12 protein-coding genes are annotated in these 12,488 nt (G+C 65.3%); 5 read left to right on the top strand and 7 right to left on the bottom strand.

What is annotated here, in order from left to right; translation table 11 throughout:
- The first annotated feature begins 98 nt into the window (after positions 1-98).
- From HYG77_RS11570 to treS, 5 genes are all read left to right on the top strand, one after another.
- Positions 99-1,385: a GTP cyclohydrolase II gene (locus HYG77_RS11570; protein ID WP_208962722.1), complete on the top strand. Its 1,287-nt coding sequence runs from the start codon at positions 99-101 to the stop codon at positions 1,383-1,385.
- On the top strand, positions 1,382-2,647 hold the full coding sequence (locus HYG77_RS11575) for a URC4/urg3 family protein (protein ID WP_208962723.1): 1,266 nt from the start codon (positions 1,382-1,384) through the stop codon (positions 2,645-2,647). The genes HYG77_RS11570 and HYG77_RS11575 overlap by 4 nt, the downstream gene beginning before the upstream one ends.
- A gap of 20 nt (positions 2,648-2,667) precedes the next feature.
- A complete protein-coding gene (gene upp / locus HYG77_RS11580; RefSeq protein WP_109326726.1) occupies positions 2,668-3,297 on the top strand; it encodes a uracil phosphoribosyltransferase in 630 nt (209 codons plus the stop codon).
- A gap of 239 nt (positions 3,298-3,536) precedes the next feature.
- Entirely contained in the window at positions 3,537-3,848 is a 312-nt protein-coding gene (locus HYG77_RS11585) for a hypothetical protein (RefSeq protein WP_208962724.1), read from the top strand.
- A gap of 114 nt (positions 3,849-3,962) precedes the next feature.
- The gene (gene treS, locus HYG77_RS11590; protein ID WP_109326724.1) at positions 3,963-6,167 is read left to right on the top strand and encodes a maltose alpha-D-glucosyltransferase; all 2,205 of its coding nucleotides are present in this window, start codon (positions 3,963-3,965) and stop codon (positions 6,165-6,167) included.
- A gap of 19 nt (positions 6,168-6,186) precedes the next feature.
- Here the strand turns inward: treS and HYG77_RS11595 are convergent, their stop codons facing one another.
- The 7 genes from HYG77_RS11595 to HYG77_RS11625 all read right to left on the bottom strand — a co-directional run bounded on the left by HYG77_RS11595 (position 6,187) and on the right by HYG77_RS11625 (position 12,463).
- Positions 6,187-6,447 (bottom strand): HypC/HybG/HupF family hydrogenase formation chaperone, encoded by a 261-nt coding sequence (locus tag HYG77_RS11595; RefSeq protein ID WP_109326721.1) that lies wholly within the window; start codon positions 6,445-6,447, stop codon positions 6,187-6,189.
- Positions 6,448-6,450: 3 nt separating this feature from the next.
- Positions 6,451-6,957, bottom strand: a complete 507-nt coding sequence (locus tag HYG77_RS11600; RefSeq protein ID WP_109326720.1) for a hydrogenase maturation protease — start codon at positions 6,955-6,957, stop codon at positions 6,451-6,453.
- Between the two features lie 123 nt (positions 6,958-7,080).
- Positions 7,081-8,460: a hypothetical protein gene (locus HYG77_RS11605; RefSeq protein ID WP_208962725.1), complete on the bottom strand. Its 1,380-nt coding sequence runs from the start codon at positions 8,458-8,460 to the stop codon at positions 7,081-7,083.
- Complete coding sequence (locus tag HYG77_RS11610; protein ID WP_109326715.1) at positions 8,457-9,104, bottom strand: DUF6084 family protein; 648 nt, start codon at positions 9,102-9,104, stop codon at positions 8,457-8,459. The genes HYG77_RS11605 and HYG77_RS11610 overlap by 4 nt, the downstream gene beginning before the upstream one ends.
- Positions 9,101-9,742: a DUF5947 family protein gene (locus HYG77_RS11615; protein WP_109326714.1), complete on the bottom strand. Its 642-nt coding sequence runs from the start codon at positions 9,740-9,742 to the stop codon at positions 9,101-9,103. The genes HYG77_RS11610 and HYG77_RS11615 overlap by 4 nt, the downstream gene beginning before the upstream one ends.
- Entirely contained in the window at positions 9,742-10,659 is a 918-nt protein-coding gene (locus HYG77_RS11620) for a NifU family protein (RefSeq protein WP_208962726.1), read from the bottom strand. Before HYG77_RS11620 ends, HYG77_RS11615 begins: the two co-directional genes overlap by 1 nt.
- 10 nt (positions 10,660-10,669) lie before the next feature.
- The gene (locus HYG77_RS11625; RefSeq protein WP_208962727.1) at positions 10,670-12,463 is read right to left on the bottom strand and encodes a nickel-dependent hydrogenase large subunit; all 1,794 of its coding nucleotides are present in this window, start codon (positions 12,461-12,463) and stop codon (positions 10,670-10,672) included.
- Positions 12,464-12,488 lie beyond the last annotated feature (25 nt).

Consider the following 12,488-nt stretch of genomic DNA (forward strand, 5'->3'; position numbering starts at 1 on the left):
AGCTATGCTTGCGTCTCCGGTGGCCGGCAGCGTCCGGGCGCGGGAGATACGTTCCGGAGGCGTGCCTCGTCGCCGGGCCGTCGTTACGGAGGAACGCCATGTCCGCTGAAGTCGTCCCCACCACACAGTCGCCTGCCACGCCCGAAACCGCCAGCGGGCACATCCGATTGACGTCGCACAGTGGCGGCGTCGGGTCCCTGCCGATTCGATGGAGCGCTCCCACGGCTGCCGAGCGCGGACCGGTGGTCGGCACCACTACCAACCGCGCCCACCGCAACGTGGTCGGCACGCACAGCGGCTCCTACAGCATTTACCGGGCGCTGGCGGTCGCGGCCGGCGCGCTGTCGCGCCACCATAAGGCCGACCTCACGAACACCGCGCCTACCAACATCATCGGCCCGTACCCTCAGTGGAGCGAGCCCGGCAAAATCGTGAGCCTCGACCCGTGGGGCGCCATGGTGGCGGAGGTATTCGCGGCCGAGTTGGCCGCCGGCCACGACATCCGCCCCAGCATCGCCGTGACCAAGGCACACGTCATGCTGCCGGAGATCATGGATGCCATCCAGAAAGGCCGACTGCGCCCGGACGGCCGTTTCCTGATGTCCAACGGTGCTGCGCTGGTCAGCAAGGTGGCGATCGAACCTGTCTGGCACCTGCCGGGTGTAGCGGAGCGCTTCCACTGCAGCGAGTCGGATCTACGCCGCGTGCTGTTCGAGGAGACCGGGGGCATGTATCCCGAACTCGTGACCCGCTCGGATCTCGAGGTGTTCCTGCCGCCGATCGGTGGGCAGACCGTGTACATCTTCGGCGACCCACGCGACCTGGCCGATCCTGCCGTGGAGCTGACGGCGCGCGTGCACGACGAATGCAACGGCTCCGACGTCTTCGGCTCCGACATCTGTACCTGCCGCCCGTACCTGACGCATGCGATCGAGGAATGCATCCAGGGTGCGCAACACGGCGGGGTCGGCTTGGTGTCCTACTCCCGCAAGGAGGGCCGCGCGCTGGGTGAGGTGACCAAGTTCCTGGTCTACAACGCCCGCAAGCGTCAGGTGGGCGGCGACACCGCGGACCAGTACTTCGCCCGCACCGAATGTGTCGCCGGCGTGCAGGACATGCGCTTCCAGGAGATGATGCCCGACGTGCTGCACTGGCTGGGGGTGCGCAAGATTCACCGCCTGGTTTCGATGAGCAACATGAAGTACGACGCCATCACGGGCTCGGGCATCGAGGTCGGGGAACGGGTGGACCTGCCCGACGAGCTGATCCCGGCCGACGCGCGGGTGGAAATCGACGCCAAGATGGCGGCGGGTTACTTCACGCCGGGCGTGGTGCCGAACGCCGACGAACTGGCGAAGGTCAAAGGCCGGGAGCTGGACGAATGAGCATGCTCGGCGTCGGTCCCGACGTCGACACCGGGCGGGCGGAGGGCGCGGCCGCGGCGCTGCGCACCACGACCGCTGTGCGGGAACGCTCAGGGCAGCTGCTGCGCCGCGCGCGAGAGGGCGGCTCGCGCTGGTTCAGCGTTCACGACGACGCCTTGCAGACTGCCGCGGCCGAGGTGGTCGACGTGACCCGTGCGCGCTATCCGGACCTCGCGATTCCCTACCACAGTCGCTGGCGGCATTTCGAGGCCGGCGGCGTCGACCGCAAGGCCGACCTCGATGCCCGGCTGGCCGGGCTGGACGTGCAGGCCCGTGCCCGCGCGATGATCGATCTGGCGGTGGTCAGCGTGCTGCTCGATGCCGGGGCGGGTCCCGACTGGCATTACGACGAGAAAGCCGGCGGGCAGCGGTTCGCCCGTTCCGAGGGACTGGGTGTCGCGAGCTGGCACGCGTTCGTCGGCGGCCTGTTCTCGAGCGACGCGGCACACCCGCTGCAGGTAGATGCGGCCGCACTACGGGACCTGGACACCAACCGGCTGGCCGAGTTCTTCCAGGTCGGCCCGTCCAATCCGCTGGTAGGCCTCGAAGGCCGGGTGCTCCTGCTGCGCCGGCTGGGCGACGCACTCGCCGCACAACCCGCGGTGTTCGGCCCGCACGGACGGCCGGGTGGCCTGTTCGACCTGCTGACAGAGCCGCACGGCTCGGCCACGTCGTCAGTGGCGGCACACGACATTCTTTCCCACGTTCTGACGTCGCTGTCGGGCATCTGGCCGGCAGACAACGCCATCGGCGGTCAGCCCCTGGGCGACTGCTGGCGCCACGAGGCGGTGGTCGGGCCGGGCCTGACCCGAGGCTGGATTCCGTTCCACAAGCTGTCGCAGTGGCTGACCTACTCGCTGCTGGAGCCCTTCGAGTGGGCAGGCGTGCGGGTGGTCGGGCTGGACGCCCTGACCGGCCTGCCCGAATACCGCAACGGCGGTCTCCTACTGGACACCGGGGTACTACGCCTGAACGACCCGACCTGGGCCGCACACCGCTGGACGGCCGGTGACGAAGTGGTGGTCGAGTGGCGCGCGCTGACGGTCGCGCTCCTCGACGAACTGGCCCCGCTGGTGCGCGGACGGCTCGGCGTGGACGCCGCACGGCTTCCGCTGGCCTGCGTCCTGGAGGGCGGCACCTGGGCCGCAGGCCGCACCCTGTCTCAGCGGGCGAGAGGCGGGCTGCCACCGCTGTCCATCATCAGCGACGGCACGGTCTTCTAGAGCGAAACGGGGACGGATACATGGGAACAGTGCACGTGATCGATCACCCTCTGGTACAGCACAAGCTCACGATGATGCGCCGTAAGGATGCCTCCACCAACAGCTTTCGACGACTGGCCAACGAGATCTCCGCGTTGATGACCTACGAGGTCCTGCGTGACATTCCGATGCAGGACATCGACATCGAGACGCCGATGGAAGTCACCACCGGCAAGGTCATCGACGGCAAGAAGCTGGTGTTCGTCTCCATCCTCCGCGCAGGCACCGGAATCCTCGACGGGATGCTGACGATTGTGCCGGGCGCGCGCGTCGGCCATATCGGTCTGTACCGCGATCCCAAGACACTCGTGGCAGTGGAGTACTACTTCAAGATGCCCGGCGATCTACACGAGCGCGACGTGGTGATCGTCGACCCGTTGCTGGCCACCGGCAACTCCGCGGTGGCGGCGGTGGAGCGGCTGAAGGAATGCAGCCCCAAGAGCATCAAGTTCGTCTGCCTGGTCACCTGTCCCGAAGGCATCGCCGTCCTGCAGAATGCCCATCCCGACATCCCGATCTACACCGCCGCCGTCGACCGGCAGCTCGACGAGCACGGCTACATCCTGCCCGGCATCGGAGACGCGGGCGACCGGATCTTCGGCACCAAGTAACCGACTTGTGGCACCACTCGGTGACGTGACCCATTACGCCGAGGTGTGCCGATCGGCCGTGCCGCTTGCACAGACGAGTTCGAATCCAGCCTCAGCTTTCGTGCTGATGGGCGGATGATTCCGGGCGCGTTTCGGATGATGATTGTTCTATCGGAAACGAAACACTGAGCGGGGGAGCCCAGCATCGTCGAACCGGTCAGGGGAAGCCGGCCACAATTGGACCAGAGGTGAAGCTAGAGATGAACGGTTTTGTACTGCGCACGGTTATTGCGGCGGCGGCGATCACCGTCGCGCTCGGCACCGGTGTCGCATCGGCGGGACCTACCCTTCACGGAGACCCTGCCACTCCCGGCACCCAACTGAACGTCCGGTCAAACGATCAGCACAGTTACTCCTGCGGGACCATCGGGGTCACCGGCGGCGGAGTGGGAACGGCTCCCCCGAACAGCATCGGCCAGTCCAACAGTGTCTTCTTCGGCAGCGGCCCGGTCCAGGGAGGTTGCGTAGGTAGTGACGGGTCGGTCCACTTCCCCTCCGGACACGCCCACTGATATCGAGGCAATACCGGGTCAGGGCTTCTGTCCTCAATCGTGACTCGGACCGCGAACGTCGATTGTGCGTCACTATCGACGGGTACCCGGTTACCGAGAAACAGACGGAGGAACATGAACCCTGAGGTCCATCACGAGCCCAGTGAAGTCAGTTACGACGAGCAGTTCTATCCAGCACGACCACGACCTCTACGTCCGTCCGTCCGGCGTAGCCCGCGGGTGGACACCCAGTCCGGTGACGCGCACCCGTCGAATCCCGCCTACGTGGATTGGCTCATCAAGCAGTCCATCCTCCATGACGCAACTCAGATTGCCGAGCAGCTGTCCGGCAAGGGCAGCATGTGGCAGAACCCGTACGCAGACCCGAACCCGCGCGCGGCTGTCGAGCGTGCGCCCGTCTGGTTCACCGCATACCCCATATCGATCATCACGGCTGACGGTGCCAGTTTCCTGGCCTCACTCGGCGACGAGGCCCTGTGGCAGGCCTTTTCACAGATCGGCGTGACCGCAGTTCATACCGGGCCCGTCAAGCAGGCCGGCGGCATCAACGGCTGGCAGTCCACCCCGTCGGTGGACGGTCACTTCGACAGAATCAGTATGCAGATCGATGCCGCCTTCGGCACCGAGGAAGAGTTCCGTCGCCTCTGCGTCGTCGCCGCAGCGTATGACGGCACCGTCATCGACGACATCGTCCCGGGCCACACCGGCAAGGGCGCGGATTTCCGTCTGGCGGAGATGGCGTACGCGGACTATCCGGGGATCTACCACATGATCGAGATCGAACCCCCGGACTGGCACCTACTCCCCCGCGTGCCGGAGGGCCGGGACTCGGTCAACATCGACGCCGAGACCGAGGCCCAGTTGGCGCGTGCGGGCTACATCATCGGCCAACTCCAGCGTGTGATCTTCTACGAACTCGGTGTCAAGGAGACCAACTGGAGCGTCACGCCCGTCGTCACGGGAGTAGACGGCGTCGACCGGCGCTGGGTCTACCTGCACTATTTCAAGGCGGGTCAGCCCTCCATCAACTGGCTCGATCCATCGTTCGCGGGTATGCGGCTGGTCATCGGAGATGCGTGCCATTCACTGGCCGACCTCGGGGCAGGGGCCCTGCGACTCGACGCCAACGGCTTCCTAGGTGTCGAACGGCGAACGGAAGGACCGGGGTGGTCGGAAGGACATCCACTGTCGGAAGCGGCCAACCACCTGATCGCGAGCATCGTCCGCAAGATGGGCGGATTCACCTTCCAGGAGTTGAACCTCACCATCGACGACATCAAGGAGATGGGCACCAGCGGCGCGGACCTGTCGTACGACTTCATCAACCGGCCCGCTTATCACCATGCCCTGGTGATGGGCAACACCGAATTTCTTCGCTTGACCATGAATCTGGCGCGCGATCACGGCGTCGATACCGCATCCCTCGTCCATGCTCTGCAGAACCACGACGAGTTGACGTTCGAGCTGGTGCACTTCGCCACCCTCCACAAAGACGACGAATTCGTCTACGGCGGCGAGCCGATCAAGGGTTCTCAGCTCGGTGACCGCATCCGTAAGGACTTGTGCGAACGTCTCACCGGGCGATGGGCGCCGTACAATCGCACCTTCACCACCAACGGAATCGCCTGCACCACAGCCAGTGTCATCACGGCGACGTTCGGAATCCGGGACCTCGACCGGATGACGGCCGACGACGTCGCCATGGTCGAACGCGCGCATCTTCTCCTCGCGATGTACAACGCACTTCAGCCCGGGGTGTTCGCGTTGTCCGGCTGGGATCTGTGCGGGCTGCTCCCGGTACCCGTCGACGACGTAGCCGACCTCGTCCGCGAGGGCGACACGAGGTGGATCAACCGCGGCGCCCACGACCTCATGGGCGTCAACCCGGAGGCCACCCGATCGGAGTCCGGTATTCCGCGGGCCACCAGCCTCTACGGCACCCTGCCCGAGCAGTTACGGAATCCGGAGTCGTTCGCCTGCAAGCTGTCCCGGATCATCGAGGTTCGAAATCGCTTCGGAATTGCGACAGGCGTGCAGATCGATGTCCCGACGGTCTCACACAAGGGATTGCTGGTCATGGTGCACCAACTCGCTGACATGAGCACTCAGGTGACAGTCTTGAACTTCACCTCCGAGGAAATCACCGCAACGGTCCAATCGCAGCATCTACCCGCCGGTGCGGCCGCGTACGACCTCTTCACCGACGAACTCGTCGGGACCGTCGACGAACTCCACAGCTTCCCGGTGACACTGCACGCGTACGAGGGCGTCCCCGTCATCCTGAAGGGCCCGCGCAGCGACGAGACACTGATCACGTGACCGAACCAGAGGACCCTGTTCACGCCTGGTCGTCGTCTGCCGTCCGCGATCGCCCCATCATCTCCAGTCCGGCCATCGCCCTCTCGGCGCCGGCTTCGTCGACCTTCTCCATGGCGAACCCCATGTGGATCACGATCCAGTCGCCGGGCTCCAGGTGCACGTCGTCGTCGAGCATGCCAATGTTGACGCGCCGCTCCTCGCCGACCACATCGACGAGGGCCAACTGGTTGCCGTAACCCTCGAGCATGCGCACTACGCGGCCGGGAATACCGAGACACATGATTCAGCTCTCCTTTCCCTCCGCTTGCAGAGCGGCACCGGCATCGAGCAGCTGCTGCACCACGTCCAGCACCGCCTCGACGGCCGGCTCCACGGCGGCCTGGACAGGTACCGACAGTCCGATGCCCTCCTCCGTGTTTTCCACCTGACACCCGAGCACCACGGTCCGCGGCAGGGTGCCGCCCAACGCCTGCAGGCTGGCGAAGACGGCAGCCGGGTCCATGCTGTGCGCGTCGAGAGGGGCGTCCGGAATCGAGTCGGGCTGCACTTCGACGGCACTGAGCGCGCCGGGGGCACCTCGGTTCGGAACCGCGTCGACAAGGAGGAGCGCGCCCCACCCGTCGAGCAGTTCGTACGCGAGATGGGTTCCCCGGATGCCGAAATCGACAGCGCGGACACCCGGCGGCAACGGCCTGGACGCGACTGCGCGCAGCACTTCGGGGCCGAACCCGTCGTCTCCGAAAAAGATATTGCCCACCCCGGCAACAAGAACTCGCCTGTCCACCGTCATGGAGCACTCACATCTGCCGGATACGCATATACCGCTTGATGTCGGGTAGCGAGACGACCGCTGCCACCACTCCGGCAACCGCCAGAATGGCCAACGCCGCCGTGGTGACCTCTCCGAGAACCTTCATGACTGTTCATCCTTTCCGGTGTCCGTCGATATGGGCTCCACCTCATCGGGGGCGAAGTACAGATACCGTCCGTACCACTCGTGCATGTCCGACGCCGGGTCGTCCTGCAACACGACGCCGATGTGTGTGTCACCGTCCACGTCGGCGTGGACGGTGACGACCCGGGCGAGTTGCCCGGCGAAGAACAAATCCTGGGCGTCCGCGCGACGCGACGGGTGGAGCCGCACCACGCTGCCGTTGGCGACCCGCACGCCGTCGACGAGCACACCGTCGACGTCGGGCCGAACCGCCTTGTCCGCCTCCGGGTCCCACCACGGGACGTCGTCGGTCAGTTCCGGGACGAGTCCCATGTCCGGAAGGTGTGGATCCCGCAGGATGCCGTGCATCTGCGCGAGCGTCGACGGCGACATCTCGTCGCAGCGGTCGATGATCCGTGCCGCGAGCGGGTCGGTGGCCCGGGCCTGACGCTTCTCGTCCTCGGTGAGAGTCATGACGCGGAGAGTGAGGATTTCATCGATTTCGGTAGCATCGAACAGGGCACCGTCGCTCTGCTCCGCAATCTCCGGGTGGTCGTACAAGATGATCGGTGACGCCAGCACGAGGTCGGTTTCCCCCGGCAACCCGGCGAGGACGGGATAGCACCGGTGCTGCGTGCACGCGGACGCCAGGTGTTCGGCCTCGGCCGGGGGTTCGAGTAGCGACACGAAGTCCGTGCCCTCTGCCGCGAGGATCAAATGCGCGCCAATCAGCGACTGCCGGATGGCGCCGTCCCGGTCCAGGCCGGAGTCGCCGGTAGTGACGTTCTCCACCTCGAGCCGAAGCCGGGTGAATCCGTCACTGTTCTCGCAGTCCGCCGTCACGACGGCGTCTGCAGGCCACCGGGTACGCACCACTCGACCGGCGAGAGACCCATCCGCTCTCCGCAGCTCCTCTACCTCGGAACCCCCGTCGATGTGGACGTCGAGACGTCGACCACCACCGCATTCTGCGAGCCTCGGTGCACCCAAGTCGAACTCACGTTCCACCGCCTCGTCCCAGCTGAGCCAGCTGGTCCCGTCGACGGTCAATTCGTCGACGCCGGCGAATTCGGTGCCCGCCTCATCGGTTGCCCGCTCGACACACCGCACCTGCAGCTGCAGGAATCGGAGGGTGATGCCGACCGCCGCGTTGTCGTCCGCCCGCAACAACGTCGAGCAGGACATCGTCGATTCCTCGCCGACACCTGCATCCGCTGCGCCCGGTGGCCCCACGACACCGAACTGCCATCGTGACTGGTTCTTCGACGAACTCGCACGATACGGATAGAGCAGGTAACCCTCGTAGAGCACCGCATCGGCGACGGCGCGCACGCGCTGCAGGGACGCCGGGGAGATCATGCGATCACCTCCCCGGCTCCCTGCAGCAGATCCGAGACGGCAACATCCAACCCGATCAGGCCGTGCGACGATTTGTACCGCGCGAGTGCCGCCAGCGTGTCCTGGTCGAGGCGCAGCCAGCCCGTGTTCGGATAATGCGCCGACACCAGGTCCCGCCAGACGGTCACCGGTAGTTCGTAGGTGGCCTCCCGGTCCCAGGGAATTCGTTCGACACCGAACCCGGCAACACCCCGGGTGAAGACGGTGCCACTGAACAGGAACATCAACGGGATCGGTGAATCTGCGGCTTCGAGTGCGTGCAGATACTTCGACGCCGTCACCTCGAAGTCGTAGGTACACGGAAGCGGAAGGTCCACCACGGTCGACCCGGTGAAACCCTGGGCGACAGTGCTGGTCTCCATCCACTGGAAAGGCTTCAACGTTGCTGTCCACCGCGCACGCGGGCCGAACAAGTCGAGCAGCCCTTCGGCCTCCCGGTCGGTGTAACGACGGCGCTGCGGATCGAGCCGCACTTGACACCGGAGGGCCATGGCATGCACCACGGCACCCGTCGTCTCCGCCACCCGAAGGCGGGCAGTGAGATTGGGGACGACGGCATACGGTTCGGGAAGAACCTCTTCGACGTCGAACGACAGCTCCGTCACGACGGCTCCTTCGCGACGCGGCTGCGGGACCGTACCGTGTCGAAGAAGGTGTCGATGGCGCGGCGGGCATCCTGGCCGCCGTCGAATCCTCGCCACAGCCGGCGAAGCTCACCCACCAATTGGTAGCAGGCGTCGATCGGGACGAGAAAACACTCGGGTTCGCCACCGTGTTCGGGCACCCGCAACAACAGCGCTTCGGTATCGGCCGACAGCTGGGTGAGCGCCGGGTTGGCGGCGAGCACGTCGTCCCAGGCGGCGAGTGGAAGTTCCGATTCGGTGGCGCCGGCCGGCCCGGGATAGAACGCGATCGTCCTGCCCAGGGCGGAGTTCCGGAACACGAACGCGAGCCCTACGGGAATCTCGAGTTCGTCCCAGCGCCCCGGTGCCAGCGCGAAGTTCGGGAACGACAGGTAGCGGTCGGGTACCGCGCGGAAACGCAGCTCCGCCGTGTCGTCGGTGAACAGCAGATAACATCCGCGGCACACGCACATCAGGTGTCTCTCCGACACGTTCACTACGTGCTGGTGGGCGTCGGCGATCGGGACGGCACACATGTCGCACCGTTCGCCTTCCACGGTTTGCGGACGTTGGGAGGCGATTCGCTGCAGAATCCTCAATCCTTTTCCGGACGCGCCCATCACGCCACCTCCGCGGCCGGTACCGCCACGGAGATCACGCCGTCACGGACCAGAACCGGCAGCGGAGCCAGTGGTTCGGCCTCGGGATCACCGTCGAGCCGTTTTCCTGCGCCCCGGGGATCGAAATGCGCGCGGCACGTGGGACACCGGAGCACGGCGTCGCCGACCTTGCCGCCTGCTCGCCGCTGCAGGGTGGCCCCGGCCAGTGAGTTGGTGCACGCCGCGCAGCGGTCGCGGAACGCGAACAGCTGCTCCCCGATCCGGCACACCAGCACCGGCAACCCCGCGAGCGAGAAACCGCCGACCTCCCCCGACGCGAGGTCCGCCATGTCGGGCGCCGATACCCACGTTCCGGTTCCCGACTCGTGAGCATGAACGTGCGAGAACAACGACTCCGTGGCGATCAACCCGGACCCGGCCTCCGGTTTCGCGCCGACCACTTCGATGTCGACCGTCTCGGGTGCGGCGGAATACACGGCGTCCTTGACAGCGAGTTCCAAGGTCACCGCCGAAGACGGGCAGCTCTGACAACTGCCCGTGAGGCGCAGTTGCACCACTCCGTCTGTGACACCGAGCAATTCGACGTCACCGCCGTGTGAACCCAGATACGGACGCACACTGTCCAGCGCGGTGGCCACCCTCGTCTCGACGTCGTGGGGATGCAGACCGTTGACCAACAGCAAACTGGCGACGAGTTCGTCGGCGGCGAGCCGGTCGACCAGTGCGCGGTCCTGCTCACCGACGATCTCGAGCATCCGCTCCAGGCCCGCACCGTACAGTTCGACGACCTCCCGGACAAGTTGCTCGGCGCGTTCGCGGGCAACCGCGCCGCCCGCCGAACTGGCGTCCAGGAGGGCGTCGATCCTTTCACCGGCGGTCCGCCAGCGATCGGGGCCGTCTACTCCAGCCTCCTCCATGCCTGCCTCGTCACTCGCCGGTCACGGACTGGGTGGGCGAATGCAGCTTCTCCAGTGTCTTTCCCTCTCCCAGATACATGTGGACACCACAGGGCAGGCACGGATCGAAACTGCGGACGGTCCGCATGATGTCGATGCCTTTGAAGTGGTCCCGGTCGTTCTCCTCGAAGATGGGCGACTTCTGCACTGCATCCTCGTAGGGGCCGGGTGTTCCGTAACTGTCCCGGGGATTCGCGTTCCACGGTGTCGGGGGGTACGGGTGGTAGTTCGCGATCTTACCGTCCCGAATTACCATGTGGTGCGACAGGACTCCACGCACAGCCTCCGTGAAGCCGCATCCGATTCCCTCGTCGGGGACGTCGAACTTCTCCCACGTCTTGGTGTGCCCGGCCCGGATCTCGGCCAGCGCCTTCTCGGCGAAATGCAGGGCACATGCCGCCGCATACGCCTGGAAGTAGGTCCTCGCACGATTGCGTTCGAGGGTGTTACTGCCGTGCCGCGGAATGTTCCACTCCAGCTCGACCGGGCCCTTCAGCGCCGTCTTCGGCAGGTTGATCTTCACACTGTGGCCCGTCGACTGCACGTAACCGATATCCACCAACTGCGCGAGAGCCGTACTCCAGAGTCGGGCGAGCGGACCACCACCGGTGTCGAGGGCGAGATAGTCCTTGCCGTCGTACCATCGCGGCGACATCACCCAGCTGTACTTCTCGTCCATGTCCCGCTTCTGCGGATGCGGGTTGGTGTGCTGGTTCCAGGGATGCCGGCGATCGACCGTGTTACCCAGCGGGTCCTTCTCGACGAACATCTCCTGGTCGGTCCAGTCGTCGTAGTACGAGCTGCCCAGAAGGATGCGGATACCGAGGTTGATGTCCACGAGGGAAGTCGTCACGAGTTTGCCGTCCACGATGACACCCGGAGTGACGAACATGGACCGGCCCCAGTTCTCCATGTCCTTGTACTCGAAGTTGCACACCGCCGGATCCTGGAACGACCCCCAGCAGCCGAGCAGAGTGCGACGGAGTCCGACGTTCTCATATCCCGGAATGGCCTCGTAGAAGAAGTCGAACAGGTCGTCGTGCATGGGGACGACCTTCTTCATGAATTCGACGTAGCGCATCAGGCGGGACATGTAGTCGGTCATCAACTGGACGGTCGCCGACGTGCCCACACCTCCCGGATACAGCGTCGACGGATGGACGTGCCGTCCTTCCATGAGGCAGAACATTTCCCGCGTCCAGCGGCTGACCTGCAGCGCCTCGCGGTAGAACTCGCCGGTGAACGGGTTGAGCGATCGCATGATGTCGGCGATGGTCCGGTAACCGTGGTCCCCGGCGTGCGGCGCCGGAGTGTTCTCCGCCTGCGCGAGCACCCCGGGGTTCGTCTCCGAGACCATCTTCTCGCAGAAGTCCACGCCGACCAGATTTTCCTGGAAGATGTTGTGGTCGAACATGTATTCAGCGGCTTCACCGAGATTGACGATCCATTCGCCGATATGCGGTGGCTGCACGCCGTACGCCATGTTCTGGCAATAACACGAACAGGTGGCGTGGTTGTCGCCGCAGATACCGCAGATGCGGCTTGTGATGAAGTGGGCGTCGCGCGGATCCTTTCCTTTCATGAAGATCGAATAGCCGCGGAAAATCGAGGACGTGCTGTGGCACTCCACGACTTCCTTCTGCTTGAAGTCGATCTTCGTGTAGATACCGAGGCTGCCGACGATGCGTGTGATCGGATCCCACGCCATCTCCACCAAGCCATCGGTTTCCGTCTTGTGCGAAGGATCCGGAATGATCGTTGTCATCGACGTACCTCTCAGAGGCCCGAGC

The sequence above is a fragment of the Rhodococcus sp. ZPP genome (assembly GCF_017656075.1).
Classification (GTDB): Bacteria; Actinomycetota; Actinomycetes; order Mycobacteriales; family Mycobacteriaceae; genus Rhodococcus_F; species Rhodococcus_F oxybenzonivorans.